We start from the raw sequence: 17,301 nt of genomic DNA on the forward strand, positions 1-17,301 counted from the left end.
AGTTCATTTACGAGATGCAGCTCCGGCAATCCGTGGCCTTCCGCCGCGGCCCCACGAGATCCGAGAGGAGTCCGTGTCATGACGACTCCTGATCCTGCACCGGGCCGAACCCCCGGACTCGAACCCGGCGGCGGTGTGCCACCGGGTGAAACTCCACCCGCTGAGGGAAGCATCTCCGGCATCTCCCATCCTGAGCCGCCCGAGCTGCGCAAGGGGTGGGCGGCCATGCCGCTCGTCCTGATCATGACTGTGGTGCTTCTGGTCGCGATCGGCCTCATCGCGATGGTGGTGGCACTGATCGGGTAGCGATGAACGATGCCGGCCCGGATACGCGTGGGGGAATCCAGCCGGCCATGGGGCGGCCGGAATCAACGGCAGAGGAATCATCAGCGCTTCCTGGGTACTCCGTATCCACCTGGTCCGGTCGCCCCGGGCGCCCGCATCTGACGCCCGCATCTCATCCGCAGCGCCGACCGGCCGTCAGCTCTGGCAGCGGGAGAGGAGGCGAGGGTGGCACCGGCACTGACGGCTGTGCGCGGACGGCTCGTATGGTTCCGGGACGACCCTTTCCTGACCGATCGCGCGAGCGCCTTCGTCCACGAGGAGGATGGCCTGCTCCTGTGCGAGAACGGCGTCATCGTCGCGGCCGGCGGCTACGCGGCACTTCGGGACCGGCTGCCCGAGGGCACCGACCCGGTCCACTACCCGGATCACGTGATCACCGCGGGCTTCGTCGACACCCACACCCACTACGTGCAGACGGCGATCGTCGCCGCGTTCGGCTTGCAGCTCATCGACTGGCTGAACCACTACACCTACGTCGAGGAACAGCGTTTCTCCGACGCCGAGTACGCACGCCGGACCGCCTCCGTCTTCTGCGACGAGCTCCTGCGCAACGGCACGACCACGGCCCTCACCTTCTGCGCCGTGTATCCCCAGTCGGTCGACGCGCTGTTCGAGGAGACCTCCCGGCGGAACATGCGGATGGCCGCGGGCAAGGTACTGATGGACCGCAACGCCCCGGACCTCCTGCTGGACACCGCCAGGACGGGCTACGACGATTCCAGGGACCTGCTGGAGCGATGGCACGGCAAGGGCCGCAACCTCTACGCGATCACGCCCCGTTTCGCGCCCACGAGCACCCCGGAGCAGTTGGAGGCGGCCGCGGCGTTGTGGCACGAGTTTCCCGGGGCGCTCATGCACACGCACGTCTCGGAGAACGCCGGAGAGATCTCCTGGGTGCGCTCCCTCTTCCCGGAGCGACAGGGATACCTCGATGTGTACGACCACTACGGGCTGCTCGGGCCCCGAGCCGTCCTGGCACACGGCGTGCACCTGACCCGCGTCGAGCGCGACCGGTGCGCGGAGGCCGGTGCGGCCGTCGCCCACTGCCCCACCTCGAACCTCTTCCTGGGCAGCGGCCTGTTCCGCATCGATGACGCCAAGAACCCCCGCCGGCCCCTGCACGTGGGCCTGGGCACGGACATCGGCGCCGGTACGACCTTCTCGCTGCTCGCCACGATGAACGAGGCGTACAAGGTGGCCAAACTGGCCGGCTACCCGCTCGACTCGGTCAAGGCGTTCTACCTCGCCACCCTCGGCGGCGCTCAGGCCATGGGCCTCGACGACCGGATCGGCACCCTCGAACCCGGGCACGAAGCCGACTTCGTCGTCCTGGACCCGAAGGCCACCCCGCTGCTCGCCCAGCGCGCCGCGCGTGTCGCCGACATCGAGGAGCTGCTGTTCGTCCTGGCGGTCCTGGGCGACGACCGTGCCGTACGGGCCACCTATGTGGCGGGCGAACTCGCCCACGACCGCGACACGGCACCCACGGGAAGCTGACGGCAGGTGTCACGTACGCGGGCCGTCGTCGGCGGCGGGTGACGAGTGCGGCGGCTCGCCGGGCCCGGCACGGGAGGCCGGCGGACGGACGTCGGATCAGCCCGGAAGGAAATCTGTCACGGCGAGTCCACATGTCTGCGCCCGCCGCCGATAGGGTTGTGGCTACGACGCAGATGGTGCTGATTCCTCCTGAGCGCGGGTGCCACGCACTCTGGGTCCTCCGCAGAGCTCCCGGAACGAAGGTGTCATGCCCGCCGAGAACGACCCCGTCGTCGGAAACCTCGACGATGACGACTACCCCGCCTACACCATGGGCCGGGCCGCCGACGTGCTCGGCACCACCCCCGCTTTCCTCAGGGCCGTCGGTGAGGCCGGGCTGATCACCCCCCTTCGCTCGGAAGGCGGACACCGCCGGTACTCCCGCCGCCAGTTGCTCGTCGCCGCCCGCGCCCGCGAGCTGGTCGGCCAGGGCACCCCCATCGAGGCCGCGTGCCGCATCATCTCCCTGGAGGACCAGCTGGACGACGCCCTCCGCCTGAACCGCGAAATACGCCGGAAGCTGGACGAGGGCGACGCTGATATCTAGTTCCGCCGGTGCAGAAATACCGGTTCCGGCGGGATGAGAATTGCCTGGCCGGCCCCAAAGTGTATGGCTGGGTCCTCCCGGCTGTGTTAGCGTGACAGCTGTTGCAGTTTTGGTTACCAGAGGCTTTTTCTTTGCATGGCTTTCCGGATCTTTCCGGAGGGGTGATCATCGCGGCGACTCGGTTCCGCAGAGTGCGGGGCCGATACTGCCCCCCGAGGGAGATTCAATATGGCATCTGGCACCGTGAAGTGGTTCAACGCGGAAAAGGGCTTCGGATTCATCGCGCAGGACGGCGGTGGCGCTGACGTGTTCGCTCATTACTCGAACATCATCAGCAACGGCGGCTTCCGCGAGCTTCAGGAAGGCCAGAAGGTCAGCTTCGACGTCGCGCAGGGCCCGAAGGGTCCGCAGGCCGAGAACATCGTCGCTGCCTGAGACCGACGCGCAGCGTCGCGAGCCAGTGGCTCGCGCATCACGTGGCTGGGGCCCGCGCTCCTGGGGTGCGGGCCCCAGCCATTGCGTTACCCGTACACCTCGACACCTGGATACCCGAGTTCCGCAGTTTCCGGGGTTCCGGGCTTTCCGGCATCTCCGGGGCCTCCGGGTATCCGGGATCTCCGATATCCGAGACCTCCGGGTTTCTGGGATATCCGGGTATCCGGATTTACGACAGCCCTGGCTTCGGTACCGAGAGGCCAGGCGTTCGGTTTTTTCTTCGGCTCATTCCTGTGATTCCTCGTACGGCCGCCCGCCGTCGGACGGAATTCCTCGATACGCCGTATCGAGGAAGGTTCCGTCTTGAACCGCACCCGCCGTATCAGCGGCACCTCCGGTCGCTCCCGCGTGAGCACCTGCCGTCCGTCGGAGTGCGCGCCTCGGCCCGGCACGGCGGCAAGTCCCGGCCGCAGCGCAACCGGCCGCTCGCCCGGTTCAAGGACGGCCACGTCACGGCCCTGGCGGCCACCAACGTCGCGGCCCGCGGAATCCACGTCGACCACCTCGACCTGGTCGTCAACGTCGACCCGCCCGGCGACCACAAGGACTACCTGCACCGCGGCGGCCGTACCGCCCGGGCCGGCGAGTCCGGCACCGTCGTCACCCTTGTCCTGCCGCACCAGCGCCGGGCGGTGGACCGGCTGATGGCCGACGCCGGCATCACCCCGCACACGGCCCGGATCCGCCCCGGCGCGGCCGAACTGCACGCCATCACCGGAGCCCGCACGCCGGTGGTCGGACAGCGCTCCGCCCCCGGGCCGACCGCATAGCCCGCCACGGGGAACGCGCCCCCGCTCCCGGCAGCCAGGCCGAGACGCCGCGCTGCTGCCCGCCCCGACGAAGAGGAGAAGCCCTTGACGCCGAGCACGCCGAGCACGCCGATGACACCGACTCCGCCGATGACGCCGGCTCCGCCCCGGGCACACCGGTCCGGCAAGGCCGACGGCACCGGTCTGACCGCCCGCGACGCCATGCTGTACGCCCTCGGACCGCAGGTCGACGACCACATGGCGGTCGACGTGGCCCTGTCCGTGCTCATCGGGGCTCGCGTCCCGCACCTGCTCCTCCAGGACGAGGACGGGCGGTGCGCGGGACTGGTCACCCGGGCCCAGCTCACCGCGCACCGCGGCGGTTCGTGGTTCAGCGACCGGACCCGGCTGCGCGACATCCCGCTCGACCGCGGACCGTTCACCGCGTCGGCGGCCGCGCTCGGCGACGCGGAAGCGGCCATGCGGGTACGGATACTGAACGTTTCCCCCGTGGTCGACGACCACGGCTACGCCCTGGGCGTCCTCGCGCTCACCTCCTGACCACCCCGTCCGGCCGCCGACGCGCGTCCGGCCTCTCCAGAGCCGTTCCCCGGTGTTCTCACCCACTCCTGCGGAGGCATCCATGCGCTGTGTCATTGCCCGTTTCCCCTTCGACCTGACCAAGAGCGAGGTCGAAAAGTCGATGGACGGCATCACGCCCGAACCCGTCACCGGTGTCTCCGTGACCATCGAGGGTCGTACCTACCCCGTGATGCAGGTCGGGGAAGTGATCACCAGGCAGAACCGCCGGGACTTCACCTCGTTCGAGATGCGCCGCGCCCTGACCCGGCTCGGCTTCACCTGCCACGACGCGCCCCCGCCCGCGCCGCTCCGGGATGCGCGAGCCGACGAGGACGCGCTCGGCTGGTGACGATTTGCGGGATCAAGGCGATGCATGTGCCGTTCGCCGGCCGGGACGCCAAGGACGTGTGACTCTCGCGGCGGCGCCGACCGGACAAGTCCGCACAGGGCAACGACGTGCCCGGCGGTGCCGGCTGCCTCGAATACCCCAGCCACCGGTACTGAGCATGGAACCGGCCTGCCTACCCCGCGTCGGCTTCCTGGGCGTCGGCTTCGGCTCCCACCCCGTCGGCAGCGGGCTCGAGCGCCAACTCCGTCCCATCGCCGACGACCTGGTCGGGCACCACCTCCAGGACTGCGGCCACATCATCCCCCTCGACCGCCCCGACGCGTTGTTCGCGCTCCTTGCTCCCTTCCTCTCCGCCGATCTGCCGAAGTGACCGCGGCGGGGCCGAAGGATCAGGTCGGCGAGGCCGAAGAAGGCATCGATGACAGTGACGCGACGCTCGTAGCACGGGCGAGGCGGTGAAAGGCGTTCTGCCACGCGTGAGTGCCTTCGGCGTGCAACGCCGACACCGTCGGCGCGGTGATCGGCCCGCTCGTCGGGCTGGTCCTGTGCGAGGCGCTCGGCCATCGGCTGCGCCCACCGTTCTGGATCGCCGTGATCCACGCCGTCGCCTCGGTCGCACCCGCAGTTCTCGGTGGTCCACCCGGAGTCCCCGGTGGCGGAGCGACGGGCCGGGTGGCTTCCGGCCGTCGAAGCGACAGGTTCTGGTCAAAGTTTTGGCCAAATGCCGGACGGCTTCTGCGGCCGGTGGTCGGGTTCTCCACGTCGGCTGTACAACCACCCGTTTTCGGAGGATCTGGTGTCAGCACCAACCCGTAAGAGACGATGGCTCACGATCTGTGCCATCTCCGCATCCGCCGCACTCGTCGCGACACCCGCAGGCGCTGCGGCAGGCAAGACGAAGAGCCCGTTCGGGGCGCGTGCTCTCGCCCAGCTCGCCGCCGAACGCGAGCACTCCATAGGGACCGTCAGCCCCAAGCTGAAGGCCGACGACGGGGACGACGGCAACGAGGCCGACGAGATAGCCGAAGGCGCGGACCAGTACGCGGAGGCCCGCACCTCGCCCGGCATCGTCGCACCCGGCGCGTACGGCGCCGCCTGGTCCGACCTGACCAACCTGTCGAGCACGGGCGGCCGTTGGCGCAACGTCACCGACCTGCCGTACAACTCCGACGATTCCCGCTACCGGGACATCGACTCCAACTCCAGCGGCGGCTCGGGCAATGTGACCGGCCGGATGGCGGCGATCGCCGCCGACGACGACGGGTACGTGTACGCGGGCAGCGCCGGCGGCGGTGTGTGGCGCTCGAAGCGGGGCGGCGGGCACTGGAAGCCCATCAGCGACAAGCTGCCCTCCCAGTCCACCGGCGCACTCACGGTCGACGGCGCGGGCCGGCTGTGGCTGGGCACCGGCGAGGCCACCACCAACGCGGACGCCTACCTCGGCAGCGGCGTCTACGTCCTGTCCGACCCGCACGACGGCACCTTCTCCGCCCGCAGCCGGGTGGGCGGCGACGAGCTGGAGTCGACCACCATCCACGAGCTGCGCTTCGGCGGCGGCAAGGTGTGGGCGGCGACCAGCGAGGGCGTGTGGAGCCACTCCACCAAGAACCTGAAGGGCGCCTGGAAGCTGGAGTTCGCGCCCAACCCCGACTATCTGCCGGGCGGTTCACTGGCGAGCGACCCCTCGGCCGCGTACAAGAACATCGCCAACGACATCGCCATCGACCCCAAGGACCCGTCCAAGGTGATCCTGGCCGTCGGCTGGCGCAGCGGCGACGACTACAACGGTTTCTACACCAGGAACTCCAAGGGCGCCTGGACGCGGATCAACAGCGGCTTCGGCGACCTGCCGACCGACGCGGACAACGTCGGCAACGTCACCTTCGCCCGCTCCGCAGACGGCTCCCGCTATTACGTCATCGACCAGTCGCCGGAGCAGCTGGCGACCAACCCGGACAGCGGCCTCGAGGGCATCTACAGCGCCGCCTCGCCGTCCGGCCCATGGACGAAGATCGCCGACTACAAGCAGCTGGCCGCCGACGGCTCGGCGCTGACGAGCAGCGGCTACATGCCGGGCGTGCAGGCTTGGTACAACCAGTTCCTGACCGTCGACCCGAACGACCCCAAGCACGTGTACGCGGGCCTGGAGGAGGTCTACGAGACCAAGGACGCCGGCACCACCTGGTCCACCGTCGGCCCCTACTGGAACTTCAACTTCTCCTGCTGGTCCATCGACCCGGCCAAGCAGACCGGCGACTGCAACCCGACCACCCACTCCGACCAGCACGGCGTCGCGATCGGCAGCTACCACGGCAAGAGCTTCGTGTACGTCGGCAACGACGGTGGTGTCTACAAGCGCCCGGTCAACGGCTCGCAGGACGCCTCCGGCCACGCCACCGACTGGACCTCCCTCAACGACGGCACCATCGACACCCTCCAGTACTACTCGGTCGGCGTCGGCAAGGACCTCGACCACGGCGGCGTCTCCGTCACCGGCGGCCTCCAGGACAACGGCCAGTCCGTGCTGCGCAGCAACGACAGCGTGATGGGCTCCAACTTCGGCGGCGACGGCGGCGACACCCTCACCGACCCGGCCAACGGCTGCAACATCGCCGAGGAGTACGTCTACCTCGCCATCCAGGTCACCCAGAACTGCGCTGTGAACGACGGCGGTTGGGTCACCGACCCGAGCAAGGCGACGTCGTACAACGTCGCCCCGGCCGACAACGCGACCAGCGAGGCCCGCTTCATCGCCCCGCTCGCCACGGACGCCAAGGACAGCAACACCTGGATCGCGGGCGGCCGGCACATCTGGGTGCAGACCCACGGCTACGCCATCCGCAGCGGCTCCGAGTGGAAGAGCGTGTACGACCTCGGCGCCGGCCGCACCGCGACCGCCGTCGCGGCCTCGGGCGGCAAGGTGTACGCGGCCTGGTGCGGCCCCTGCAACAACCAGGGCTTCGCCCGCGGCATCTCCGTCGGCAACGCGGACGGCACCGGCTGGCACGACATCACCCTGCCGGTGAACGGCACGGTCCCCAACCGCTACCTCAGCGGCTTCGCGATCGACCCGAAGAACGCCGACCACGTCTTCCTCGCCGTCAACGGCTTCTCCCGGCACTGGACCGAGGGTCCCGGTGCGGGCGTGGGCCACGTCTTCGAGTCCACCGACGGCGGCACCACCTGGAAGGACATCTCGAAGAACCTCCCCGACGTGCCGACGAACTCGGCGATCGTCCTGCCCAACGGCGGCCTGGCCGTCGCCACCGACCTGGGCGTCGTCTACCGCGCCCCGGGCCACACCACGTGGCAGCGCGTCGGCTCGCTGCCGGCCGTCGCCGTGCTCCAGCTGAAGCTGAGCCCCGACGGCCGCAGCCTGTACGCGGCCACCCACGGCCGCGGCATCTACACCGTCAAGGTCCGCGACCTCGACTGACGCACACCCGGCAGTCAGATGAGGGGTGATCCCGGCTTCCGGGGTCACCCCTGCGTCGGGTACGGCACCACGCTCACGTGCAGGGTGAAGGCGACCTTCGCGGCACCCGCCACGTCCGGTGCCTTCGCCGACGCGGTGACCTCGGCCGCACCGGCCCGGGTCCCCGCACACCGCAGCGAAGCCCGGGACGTACCGTCCCCGTCCACCCGCCAGCCGGAGGCGAGGACGAGAGCCGGCGCGGAACTCCGCACGGCCGTCCACCGCTTGTCGTCCGTGCGAGGCCGCAGGACGAGCGACACCACGGTCCCGGGCCGCACACAGAGTCGCTGTTCGACCGCGTCACCGGGACCCACGGTGACCTTCGCGTGCCCGGCGGCACAGCTCCCCGGCGCGGCGGAGGGGCCGGAGGCCGACGCGGCCGGGCTTTCCCTGGTCGGGCTCACTGAGCTGTTGCTGTCCGACGGTCCTCCCACCGGTCCGCCACCCTCCGACGCGTGGCATCCGGCCAGGACCACCATCCCGGCGACCATCCATCCCCCGGTCCACCACCGCATCCCAGCACCTCCCGGCCGGCACGTACGCCAGAGATGTTCCGTCATTGCCGAGCCGCCCTCAGTGTGCTCCTGCGACGACGCCCGTGGTGTGCCGTCGGGTCGGCCGATGGGGGCAGGCAAGGGCGATGTCGTAGTGGAGGCGGAGGCCATGGGGAATGGTGCCGCAGACCAGGACGGTGCCGGGGGTGAGCGCGCCCCGGGAGCGCAGGACGTCGATCCAGTAGGCGGGGGCGAGGAGCTCGGCGAGCGTGCCGTGCTGGGCGGCCGGAGCAGGGCGATGCCGCGGCCCGCCGGCGACGGGCGGACGCCACCGCCGGCCACCTGGAACCGCGTGCTCTGCCCGACGGCTGTCCCAACCTGCTGGCCGCGGAACACCACGATCAGACGGCGCACGTCCACGGCCCGAACGCCGACCGGCTCGGCGCGCTGAAGACGAAGTCCGCCCCCGCGGTATGTTCACCGCCACACCGCTGCCGCAGCGCCTGTGCCGGGCGAGACGGCGCCGACCCTGATCGCGCCAGTTGCACGGCCCGGGACCGGACGCGGCCGCCTGAGCGCCCTGCGGGTCAGGCGAGGGCGCGGGCGAGGAAGTCGCGGATGTGTTCGGTGATGACGCCGAGGTGGCTCTCCAGGGCGAAGTGGCCGCTGTCGAGGAGGTGGATCTCGGCGTCGGGCAGGTCCTGGCGGAAGGCCTCCGCGCCTGCGGGGCCGAAGATCTCGTCGTTCGCGCCCCAGACCGCCAGCAGCGGGACCTGTGAGTCGCGGAAGTACTGGTGGACCTGCGGGTAGAGGTCCACGTTGGTGGGGTAGTCGCGGAAGAGCCCGAGCTGGATCCCGGCGTTGCCCGGCCGGTCGAGGAGGGCCTGGTCGTGGACCCAGTTGTCGGGGCTGACCAGGCTGGGGTCGGCGACCCCGTTCACGTACTGCCAGCGGGTGGCCTCGGGTGTCAGAGCCCCGCGCATCGGCGCCTCGGTCTCCGGTCCGGGGGACTCGGCGTAGGCGAAGACGCCGTCCCAGAAGGGCTTGACGAAGCCCTCCTCGTAGGCGTTGCCGTTCTGGGTGATGATCGCGGTGACCCGGTCCGGGGCCCGGAGGGCGAGCCGCCAGCCGATGGGGGCGCCGTAGTCCTGCACGTACATCGCGAACCGCTCGACGCCCAGTTGACGGAGCAGTCCGGCGGTGACGTCGGTGAGGGCGTCGAAGGTGTACGGGAAGTCCTCGGGGCTCGGCATGGCGGACTGGCCGAACCCGATGTGGTCGGGGGCGATCACGCGGTAGCGGTCGGCGAGCGCCGGGACCAGGTTGCGGAACATGTGCGAGCTGGTCGGGAAGCCGTGCAGGAGGACGACCGCGGGTGCCTCCGGGTCGCCGGCCTCCCGGTAGAAGACCTCGAGGCCGTCGACGGTGGTGGTGCGGTGGTGGACTGCGGGTGCCGCGAGCGCCATCTCCCTAACCCTTCTGATGGGCTTGAGTGGTTATGCAGCCAGTCGAGCACGCCAGATATAACCTGTCAAGGCGTTTTTAGTGGTTAGGTCTGGCTCGGAGGGGCGAGCGGGGTCGTCGCTGTGCCGGACGCCGTGGCGTCGGCCCGACTCAACCCGTGGGCGCCGAGGTCCCACACCACCCGACGTCGGGGTCCTTGACGGCACTGTCCTGGGCGGTGCCCAGGAAACCGCGCCGCGCGTCCTCCAGGTCCCGGGTGTCGTCGGACGGGAAACGGCGCAGGACGGCGGCGTTGGCCCGCTCGACGGCCGGCTCGGCGGGCCCGGCCTCGGTGTGGGGGGACATCGCGGCTCCCTCGCTGACGGCGCCACCGCGATCGCCGCCATCCGGACGGCCGGGGCTCCTGCCACCCTCGCCCGCCACCCCCACCCGCACGACCGGAATCACGCCGTCCGGGTGAACGGCGACCGAGCCCGGCCCCGTCGACGCACGGGCCGGCGGAGCTGCTGCGGGGCCGGACGTCCGGCGGCGCATCCTGGTCGGTGCTCGCGAACGCCGCGCGTGACTACGTGCTGTCCCAGGGGCAGGTCGTCGAGGTCCGCCGCCGAATTCTGCGGGCCGATCCCTCGCTGGAGCCCTTCCACGACATCGCCAACGCCCACTTCGGCGCCGCGCTCCAGGAGTGGCTGGAGGGCGAGGGCACACCGTCGTTCCGCGCGCGCATCACCGCGGCGCTGGTGCTCGCGGTGGTCCGCGTCGCTTTCCTGGTCTGGGACCCCGAACGCGGGGGCGGTGCGGCTGCCGGAGGGCTCACGTGCGCCGTGCGGTGGCGCGCAGGCCCCGGTCGGTGAAGGCGATCAGCCAGTCGAAGCTCTCGTCGGTGCCGGAGCTCCACCGGAAGCCGTTGTCCGCCTGCAGCGTCGCGAAGCCGTGGCAGAGGCTGCGGAGCGTGCGCAGGGCGTGGTCCGCGTCGGACTCCGGGATCTCGTAGCCGCTCAGGACGGCCGTGAACGCGCCGAGCAGCCGTTGCCCCGCGACGGCCAGTGGATCGTCGGGGCCGGCCGGTTCCGTGCCGATCGTGGCGGCGTACCGGCCGGGGTGCGCCAGGACGAAGGCGCGGAAGGCCCGGGCCGCGGCCGCCAGGGCTTCGCGGCCCGCGTGCCCCAGGGCCGCTCCGCCCACGGCGTCGGCGGCCTCACCCAACGCCCGGGCGGCGATGCGCCTGTTGAGGTCTTCCTGGCCGCCCACGTGCTTGTACAGGGACGGGGTGCGAACGCCCACCCGTTCGGCCAGCAGGCCCATCGTCAGGTTGGCGAAGCCCACCTCGTCGGCGAGGTCCGCACCGGCCGCGACGACGGCCGCCGGGTCCAGGCCGCTCCTAGGCACGGGCGGCGGCCGAGTGGAGGAAGGGGAGCATGCGCGACACCACCTGGTCGGGGAACTGGTCGTGCGGGTAGTGTCCGGCGCCCTCGATCATCTCCAGGCTGCCGAGGCCTGCGGGCAGGGCGTCGACGATCGCCGCCCCTTCGGCGTGCGGGTCGGCCCAGTCGGGGTCGAGGGTGCCCATCACGACCAGCACCGGGCAGCGGACGTTGCCCAGTTGCGCGCCGGCGTCGGCCGGAGTGGTGCGGCCCATGCCCTGCAGGGCCTTCATCCGGCCCGGCTCGCGGAGCATGGCGTCGATCCGGCCCAGCCGCTCGGCCCAGTCGGCCGGCTTCACGCCGGGGTAGGCGACGTCGAGGTACGACCGCCACAGCGGCACGCTGCCGAACACGCCCGCGCCGAGCAGCCGCAGCATGCCCCGCCGGAACCGCCCGACCCGCAGGTCGCCCAGGCGGAGCGACTGCTTGCGGGTGAACGGTGCCAGCTCGACGACCGCGGTGACCAGCGAGGGTTCCAGCGCCGTGGCGACGGTGGCGGCACCGCCGGAGATCGAGTGGCCGACGAGCACGGCCGGGCCGCCCAGGTGGCGGATCACGGCGAGCAGGTCGCCGGCGATGGCGGTGCGGCTCCAGGCGGGCCAGTCGGCGCTGGACTCGCCGCAGCCGCGCAGGTCGACCGCGGCGACCCGGTAGCCCGCCGTCACCAGCCGCGGGACCACCGCACGGTACGCGGCGCTGCTGTCGCCCATGCCGTGCGCGAGAACCACCAGCGGGCCGGACCCCGCCACCTCGTAAGCGATCGTGCCGTCCTCGACGGCGAGGTACTCGGTCATTGCGTCCTCCAGGAGACCAGTGTGGCTAACGCCGTTAGCCTCAAGCTAATGCTGTTAGCCAGGTCTGTCAACGGCTGGTCCCCGAGCGCCCGGAAGGTCGTACGCAAGGGGGGTTCGCAGCAGGGCGGACGGCGCCTTCGAGCCGGTCGCCGGGCCGCCGCGCGGCACGGCCACCGGCTCCGTCCGCCGGGCCGGCGGAGACGGGCGGGCGGTGGAGGCCGGCGGGCCGGTGGAGGCCGGCGGGCGACGGAGACTGGAGGGCCGGCGGGCGGTCCGCACCGTCGCCGACGACAGGCTTGCCCGGCATCTCGCCCGGGCCGCCGACCACTTCACCGGCCGCGGCTCCCCCCGGGCGCCGCCCGGCCCGCCTGCACGCCCGGTCCCGGCCCAGCCCCTCCCCGTTGCCCCAAGGAAGCACGCCACGACCTTCTCGCCGTCGGCCGGTACCGGCAGGTCCCGTGTCCGCCTCCACTCCGGCGAGGCTCCCGACGGCCGGTGCGGCGGCGCCGCTCCGCCGCCGGAGCCGCAGGCCCTACTGTGATCCCCGTGAGGCAGGCAGGCGCTGGGAAGGATGATCGGCGATGACGCCCCTGAGTACCGGGGACCCGGAGTCCATAGGCGGGTACACCCTGCTCGGCCGGCTCGGGGCGGGCGGCATGGGCGTCGTCTATCTGGGAGTCTCCGCCTCGGGACGGCAGGTCGCGGTCAAGCTGGTGCGCGGGGCGTATGCCCAGGAGGAGGAGTTCCGGACGCGCTTCCGGCAGGAGATCGCGGCGGCGCGCAGGGTCAGCGGCGCCTTCACCGCGCCGGTCGTGGACGCCGACCCGGACGCCGAACGGCCGTGGATGGCGACGCTCTACGTGCCCGGGCTCAACCTCGCCGAAGTCGTCGAGAAGGACGGCCCGTTGGGCCCGGCGGAGCTGCGCGCGCTGGGGCTGGGGCTCACCGAGGCGCTGCGCGACATCCACCGGGCGGGCCTGGTGCACCGCGACCTCAAACCGCGCAACGTCCTGATGACCGACGACGGGCCGCGCGTCATCGACTTCGGCATATCGCGCGCCGACGACCACCAGAACCTCACCACGACCGGGCGGATGATCGGCACCCCGCCCTTCATGTCGCCCGAGCAACTGGCCGCCCCACGGGACGTCACCCCGGCCTCGGACGTGTTCTCGCTCGGGTCACTGCTGGTCTTCGCGGCCGTCGGCACGGGACCGTTCGACGCCGACAGCCCGTACATCACCGGCTACCAGGTGGTGCACGGGACCCCGGACCTCGACGGGGTGCCCGGGGCTCTCCTGGGCATCGTGGAGCGCTGCCTGGACAAGGACCCCGCCGCACGGCCGGAGTTGACGGACATACACCGCATGCTCCGGGCGCTGCCGGAGTCCGGCACCACCGCGCCCACGGAGACCGGGCGGTCCGCGAAGCCCCGGCGCCACGCCGCCGCTCCCGGCCCGGCGGCCACATCCCCGGGCACCTCGTCCACGGCGACCACGTCCGCGGACGCCGCGACCGGCACGGGAACCGGAACCGGCACCAGCACCGGCACCGGCAGGCGACGCCGGGCCCGCATGCTGCTCACCGGCCTCGGCGCGGTGCTGGCCGTCGCGGCACTGGTGGCCGGAGCGGGCGTCTTCATGTCCGGCTCCGCCGCCCCCGCCGCCTCCGGCGCCTCCCCCGCCTCCCGTGCCGCGTCGCTGCCCGCCGGCTGGCGGCCGTGGCAGACGGTGCTGCGGTCCGGCGTGAAGGGCATCCCCCTCGACTACGACAGCCCCGGCTGCGTGACCTCGGGAAGCGCCCTGTTCTGCGGCGGTACGGGCTTCACGGCCGCCAGGGTGGACGCCTCCTCGGGCCGCATCCTGTGGCGGACCGGCACCCGCCCGCAGGGGGCGCGGCCGATCGGCGTCCGCGACGGGCTGCTCTACGTGTACGAGGACCCGGACGACAGGACCAGGCGCGTGGTGGCCCTCGACGCCGCCACCGGGCACCGGCGATGGCAGCGCGACATCAACAAGTCCGAGGAGGCGGTCCTGTACGACGGCGGACTGCTGACCCTGTCGCCCGACCACTCGTCGTTCGTGGCCTACGGGCCCGCCGGCAGGGAACTGTGGCGGGCCCCCTCGCTGGACGAGTACTGCACTCCGGCCGCGCTGGGCGGCGCCCCCTACGCCCTGTGCTCGCAGGGCACCGACGCGGGGCAGGCCCCGGTCGAACTGATGAAGGCCGGCCCCGGCAGCCTCACCGAATCCGCCACCCTGCCAAGGAAGTCGGAAGCGCTGGGGGCCGTCGGCGGGCAGCCCCTGTTCCTCGCCCCGCAGACCGCGAAGGACGTGTACGAGTCCGGGTACGAACGGCCGTACGACGCGCTGCTGCGGGTGGACCCGGAGACCGGGCAGGTCCGGCGGACACCACTGGCCCGTCCGCTGACCGGCGCGGCCACCCTGGTGGACGGCGTCGTCTACTTCGTCCGGTCCGACGGGTCGGTCACCGCGGTGTCGGCGGACACCGGCAGGGAGCTCTGGCGGAAGGTGACGGACGTGGAGAGCCTGTCCGCGCCCGCGGTGTCGGCGACGTACCGGCGGATCTACTTCGCCAACCGGTTCGGCCGGCTGCTGGCACTGGACAGCCGCACCGGAGCGGAGGTCTGGCGCACCTCGGCACTGGACGACCCCGGCGAGAAGGCGCAGAGCTACCCGCCGCAGGTGCTGCTCGTCGAGGACGCGATCGTGGCGATGGCCGGCGACACGGCCTTCTCCCGGGGCCCGGACGGACCCGCCTGACCGGATCGCACTCCGGTCCTCCGCTGCTCGGATCCGGCGCTTGCGACCTGCTGTGACGGGCTTCACCGTAAACATGAGGCACCCCTCAAGTACGCTGACAGGGTCGAACATGAGGGGCCCCTCCGGATGCCCCCGCGGCTCGGCACCCGGCGGCCGGTCCGGAATCTCCGGAGCGCCGCACAGCACAAGGAAATGGCAAGGAAATGACCATGAACAGGTGGATCAGGCGCGTCTCTTTCGCCGTCGCTACCACGGCAGTGGCGGGCGGAGCCCTTCTCGGAGCCGGCGGCTCGGCGTCGGCGGCGACCACCACGGCACCCGCGGAGCACGCGCGGCCCTCGGCCGCCGTCACCGTCAGTGCCGACCGCTGGTACCTGGACCAGCTCGACTGGTACCTGCACCAGCGCTGATGCGGCCACAGGCCGGCCCGGCGGGTTCGCCGCGCCGACATCGGCAGGACGCAGGAGTGAAGCAGTGAGAGCGGTCAGAATCGTGGCGTGCGAGCTCCCCGTGGAGCTCGTCCTGTCACCCGAGATGTCGGTGCCGATGCACGCGGCACTGCGGTACGAGACAGACGATCCCTACGCGGTCCGTACCGTCTTCCACCCCCCGGGCCAGGACCGGTCGGTCGAGTGGTTCTTCGGCCGCGACATGCTCGCCGAGGCGCTGAGCGGGCCCACCGGGCAGGGTGACGTGCACATGTGGCCGAGTACCGACTCGGGACGCGACGTGATCCTCGTCGCGCTGTGTTCACCCGCCGGATCGGCCCTGCTCCAGTTCCCCGCGCGGGACGTGGAGTCCTTCCTCCGTGAGACGTGGTCCGCGGTGCCGCCGGGGGCGGAACCCGCCCGCCTCGACCTGGACGCGGAGCTGGCGCGGCTGCTGGCGGGGAACTGAACCCACCCACGGCGCCGCTGCCGCCTCCTGCCCCTCATCCCTCCTCCTCTGCCCCCTCCTGCCCCCTCATGCCTCCTCGTGGCACTCGTGGCATTCCGCTTCGGGGCACTCGAGTGTGGTGAGGGTCTGGTCGACCTGCTGCGGGGTCAGCGGCGGCTCCGGCAGCTCATGGGCGCACTGGGCGCGGAACGCGTCGAGCATCAGGTGCAGGTGGCGCCGCCAGGCGTTGGGGGCGACGGCGCGCGTGGCCTGGATGATCCCGGCCTGGGACCAGATCACGAAGGCCAGGTCCTCCGGGGTGACGTCGACGCGGAGGACGCCCTGCTCCTGGGCGGCGCGGAAGATCTGGGCACCCCGCTCCTGCGCGCGCTCGAACATTCCCCTGCCGAGCGCGTGGAGGGGCAGCCGGGCCGAGACCAGGTCGTTGAACGCGCGGTCACAGGCCTGCAGCTCGCAGAGCCGCTCCAGGTAGTGGCAGAACGCTTCCCAGGCGTCGTCCATGGCCGCGGCCTCCTCGGCCGCGGCCAGCAGCTCGGTGAACTTCGCGGTGAAGAGTTCCTCGACCAGGTCGAGTCTGCGGGGGAAGTGCCGGTAGACCGTCCCGATCGCGACGCCCGCCTCGCGGGCGACACCCTCCAGGGACGCGTCCAGCCCCTGCTCGGCGAAGGCCTTGCGGGCGGCGGCCACGATCGCGTCCCGGTTGCGCTGCGCGTCACGGCGCAGCGGCTTGGCCGGCTCCTTCGGCGCGGGCAGGACGTGCTGGCTCATGCCTCCAGATTAACATGAGGGGCCCCTCGAATTCGGGCTGTGACCCTGTTCACGGCATGGCCGCGTCACATGCCGTCGTCGGGGAGCATCTCGGTCGCGTAACGGGGTGCCAGGTCGAGGGCGCGCCGCCGGCGCTCGTCGAGGTCGTCCCGGCCGAGCCGGGGCGGCGGGGCGGTCCGGCTGCCGACCTTGTCGCCGCACCGTTCGAAGTACTCGTCCTGGCCGGCCGGCGTGCACATGCAGAGCATCCGGGCCGGTGCGGCGGAGCGGTTGCGGAAGTGGTGCGGCGCGTTGGCCGGGATGTTGACCGTGGTGCCGGCGTGCGCGGTCGTCGTGGTGCCGCGGAAGACGAACTCGATCTCGCCGTCGAGAACGGTGAACATCTCCTCGAAGTCGTGCCGGTGCAGCGGGGGACCGCCGCCGGCCGGCACGTGCATGTCGATCAGGCAGTAGCTGCCGTCGGTCTGGGCGCCGGTCACGAGCATCGTGTAGGTGTCGCCGGCGAGCGCGATGTGGGTCGCGCCGGGCGCGTCGGGGTCGGCGACGACCAGCTCACGGGTGGGGTCGTCGGGCGGCAGGGGTGCCGGTTCCTGAGTCACGGT

The 17,301-nt window shown here is 71.7% G+C and carries 20 protein-coding genes and 1 pseudogene; 13 read left to right on the forward strand and 8 right to left on the reverse strand.

Translation table 11 applies throughout. The features are described from left to right. The first annotated feature begins 78 nt into the window (after positions 1-78). The 9 genes and pseudogenes from ACFY0K_RS32510 (at position 79) to ACFY0K_RS32550 (ending at position 8,039) form a co-directional block, all read left to right on the forward strand. Positions 79-306, forward strand: coding sequence for a DUF6480 family protein (locus ACFY0K_RS32510; RefSeq protein WP_390642811.1), 228 nt, complete (start codon positions 79-81; stop codon positions 304-306). A gap of 204 nt (positions 307-510) precedes the next feature. Then, on the forward strand, positions 511-1,842 hold the full coding sequence (guaD, locus tag ACFY0K_RS32515; RefSeq protein WP_390642812.1) for a guanine deaminase: 1,332 nt from the start codon (positions 511-513) through the stop codon (positions 1,840-1,842). 247 nt (positions 1,843-2,089) lie between these two features. Next, positions 2,090-2,428 carry a MerR family transcriptional regulator gene (locus ACFY0K_RS32520; RefSeq protein ID WP_390642813.1) on the forward strand — a complete coding sequence of 113 codons (339 nt, stop codon included), beginning with the start codon at positions 2,090-2,092 and terminating at the stop codon, positions 2,426-2,428. 228 nt (positions 2,429-2,656) lie between these two features. Further along, positions 2,657-2,863, forward strand: a complete 207-nt coding sequence (locus tag ACFY0K_RS32525) for a cold-shock protein (protein ID WP_390642814.1) — start codon at positions 2,657-2,659, stop codon at positions 2,861-2,863. A gap of 431 nt (positions 2,864-3,294) precedes the next feature. Then, the gene (locus ACFY0K_RS32530) at positions 3,295-3,693 is read left to right on the forward strand and encodes a helicase-related protein (RefSeq protein ID WP_390642815.1); all 399 of its coding nucleotides are present in this window, start codon (positions 3,295-3,297) and stop codon (positions 3,691-3,693) included. 129 nt (positions 3,694-3,822) lie between these two features. Next, the gene (locus ACFY0K_RS32535; RefSeq protein WP_390643061.1) at positions 3,823-4,233 is read left to right on the forward strand and encodes a hypothetical protein; all 411 of its coding nucleotides are present in this window, start codon (positions 3,823-3,825) and stop codon (positions 4,231-4,233) included. 82 nt (positions 4,234-4,315) lie between these two features. Beyond that, the gene (locus tag ACFY0K_RS32540) at positions 4,316-4,603 is read left to right on the forward strand and encodes an SCO5918 family protein (RefSeq protein WP_390642816.1); all 288 of its coding nucleotides are present in this window, start codon (positions 4,316-4,318) and stop codon (positions 4,601-4,603) included. A 205-nt stretch (positions 4,604-4,808) separates the two neighbouring features. Then, positions 4,809-4,973, forward strand: a pseudogene (locus tag ACFY0K_RS32545) (alpha/beta hydrolase); the annotation flags it as partial. A gap of 426 nt (positions 4,974-5,399) precedes the next feature. Then, entirely contained in the window at positions 5,400-8,039 is a 2,640-nt protein-coding gene (locus ACFY0K_RS32550; RefSeq protein WP_390642817.1) for a glycosyl hydrolase, read from the forward strand. A gap of 44 nt (positions 8,040-8,083) precedes the next feature. Here the strand turns inward: ACFY0K_RS32550 and ACFY0K_RS32555 are convergent, their stop codons facing one another. The 4 genes from ACFY0K_RS32555 to ACFY0K_RS32570 form a co-directional block, all read right to left on the reverse strand. Beyond that, positions 8,084-8,482: an acetyl-CoA synthetase gene (locus ACFY0K_RS32555; protein WP_390642818.1), complete on the reverse strand. Its 399-nt coding sequence runs from the start codon at positions 8,480-8,482 to the stop codon at positions 8,084-8,086. A 169-nt stretch (positions 8,483-8,651) separates the two neighbouring features. Continuing rightward, positions 8,652-9,059, reverse strand: coding sequence for a DUF2848 family protein (locus tag ACFY0K_RS32560; protein WP_390642819.1), 408 nt, complete (start codon positions 9,057-9,059; stop codon positions 8,652-8,654). Positions 9,060-9,159: 100 nt separating this feature from the next. Beyond that, positions 9,160-10,038, reverse strand: a complete 879-nt coding sequence (locus tag ACFY0K_RS32565; protein WP_390642820.1) for an alpha/beta fold hydrolase — start codon at positions 10,036-10,038, stop codon at positions 9,160-9,162. Between the two features lie 148 nt (positions 10,039-10,186). After that, the gene (locus tag ACFY0K_RS32570) at positions 10,187-10,381 is read right to left on the reverse strand and encodes a hypothetical protein (RefSeq protein WP_390642821.1); all 195 of its coding nucleotides are present in this window, start codon (positions 10,379-10,381) and stop codon (positions 10,187-10,189) included. A gap of 197 nt (positions 10,382-10,578) precedes the next feature. On the opposite strand from ACFY0K_RS32570, the gene ACFY0K_RS32575 reads away from it, so the two are divergent. Beyond that, positions 10,579-10,887 (forward strand): hypothetical protein, encoded by a 309-nt coding sequence (locus tag ACFY0K_RS32575; RefSeq protein ID WP_390642822.1) that lies wholly within the window; start codon positions 10,579-10,581, stop codon positions 10,885-10,887. Here ACFY0K_RS32575 and ACFY0K_RS32580 read toward each other — a convergent pair. Further along, a complete protein-coding gene (locus ACFY0K_RS32580; RefSeq protein ID WP_390642823.1) occupies positions 10,847-11,422 on the reverse strand; it encodes a TetR/AcrR family transcriptional regulator in 576 nt (191 codons plus the stop codon). The two genes, ACFY0K_RS32575 and ACFY0K_RS32580, sit on opposite strands and share 41 nt — an antisense overlap. Further along, a complete protein-coding gene (locus ACFY0K_RS32585; protein ID WP_390642825.1) occupies positions 11,415-12,251 on the reverse strand; it encodes an alpha/beta fold hydrolase in 837 nt (278 codons plus the stop codon). The genes ACFY0K_RS32580 and ACFY0K_RS32585 overlap by 8 nt, the downstream gene beginning before the upstream one ends. Positions 12,252-12,832: 581 nt before the next feature. Here ACFY0K_RS32585 and ACFY0K_RS32590 point away from each other — a divergent pair. The 3 genes from ACFY0K_RS32590 (at position 12,833) to ACFY0K_RS32600 (ending at position 15,931) form a co-directional block, all read left to right on the forward strand. Then, entirely contained in the window at positions 12,833-15,034 is a 2,202-nt protein-coding gene (locus ACFY0K_RS32590) for a PQQ-binding-like beta-propeller repeat protein (RefSeq protein WP_390642826.1), read from the forward strand. A gap of 209 nt (positions 15,035-15,243) precedes the next feature. After that, positions 15,244-15,444 (forward strand): hypothetical protein, encoded by a 201-nt coding sequence (locus ACFY0K_RS32595; protein ID WP_390642827.1) that lies wholly within the window; start codon positions 15,244-15,246, stop codon positions 15,442-15,444. A 64-nt stretch (positions 15,445-15,508) separates the two neighbouring features. Then, entirely contained in the window at positions 15,509-15,931 is a 423-nt protein-coding gene (locus ACFY0K_RS32600; protein WP_390642828.1) for an SsgA family sporulation/cell division regulator, read from the forward strand. A 66-nt stretch (positions 15,932-15,997) separates the two neighbouring features. Here the strand turns inward: ACFY0K_RS32600 and ACFY0K_RS32605 are convergent, their stop codons facing one another. Both ACFY0K_RS32605 and ACFY0K_RS32610 read right to left on the reverse strand, forming a co-directional pair. Next, complete coding sequence (locus tag ACFY0K_RS32605; RefSeq protein ID WP_390642829.1) at positions 15,998-16,699, reverse strand: TetR/AcrR family transcriptional regulator; 702 nt, start codon at positions 16,697-16,699, stop codon at positions 15,998-16,000. A 65-nt stretch (positions 16,700-16,764) separates the two neighbouring features. Continuing rightward, positions 16,765-17,298: a cupin domain-containing protein gene (locus tag ACFY0K_RS32610; protein ID WP_388604056.1), complete on the reverse strand. Its 534-nt coding sequence runs from the start codon at positions 17,296-17,298 to the stop codon at positions 16,765-16,767. Positions 17,299-17,301 lie beyond the last annotated feature (3 nt).

The sequence above is a fragment of the Streptomyces sp. NPDC001507 genome, from assembly GCF_042894765.1.
Taxonomy (GTDB): domain Bacteria; phylum Actinomycetota; class Actinomycetes; order Streptomycetales; family Streptomycetaceae; genus Streptomyces.

What these genes read in the sequence shown, in the direction of transcription:
- ACFY0K_RS32565 (WP_390642820.1), bottom strand. Translation starts at nt 10,038, where the DNA reads ATGGCGCTCGCGGCACCCGCAGTCCACCACCGCACCACCACCGTCGAC.
- ACFY0K_RS32540 (WP_390642816.1), top strand. Translation starts at nt 4,316, where the DNA reads ATGCGCTGTGTCATTGCCCGTTTCCCCTTCGACCTGACCAAGAGCGAG.
- ACFY0K_RS32605 (WP_390642829.1), bottom strand. Translation starts at nt 16,699, where the DNA reads ATGAGCCAGCACGTCCTGCCCGCGCCGAAGGAGCCGGCCAAGCCGCTG.
- ACFY0K_RS32585 (WP_390642825.1), bottom strand. Translation starts at nt 12,251, where the DNA reads ATGACCGAGTACCTCGCCGTCGAGGACGGCACGATCGCTTACGAGGTG.
- ACFY0K_RS32520 (WP_390642813.1), top strand. Translation starts at nt 2,090, where the DNA reads ATGCCCGCCGAGAACGACCCCGTCGTCGGAAACCTCGACGATGACGAC.
- ACFY0K_RS32525 (WP_390642814.1), top strand. Translation starts at nt 2,657, where the DNA reads ATGGCATCTGGCACCGTGAAGTGGTTCAACGCGGAAAAGGGCTTCGGA.
- ACFY0K_RS32570 (WP_390642821.1), bottom strand. Translation starts at nt 10,381, where the DNA reads ATGTCCCCCCACACCGAGGCCGGGCCCGCCGAGCCGGCCGTCGAGCGG.
- ACFY0K_RS32595 (WP_390642827.1), top strand. Translation starts at nt 15,244, where the DNA reads ATGAACAGGTGGATCAGGCGCGTCTCTTTCGCCGTCGCTACCACGGCA.
- ACFY0K_RS32510 (WP_390642811.1), top strand. Translation starts at nt 79, where the DNA reads ATGACGACTCCTGATCCTGCACCGGGCCGAACCCCCGGACTCGAACCC.
- ACFY0K_RS32590 (WP_390642826.1), top strand. Translation starts at nt 12,833, where the DNA reads ATGACGCCCCTGAGTACCGGGGACCCGGAGTCCATAGGCGGGTACACC.
- ACFY0K_RS32535 (WP_390643061.1), top strand. Translation starts at nt 3,823, where the DNA reads ATGACGCCGGCTCCGCCCCGGGCACACCGGTCCGGCAAGGCCGACGGC.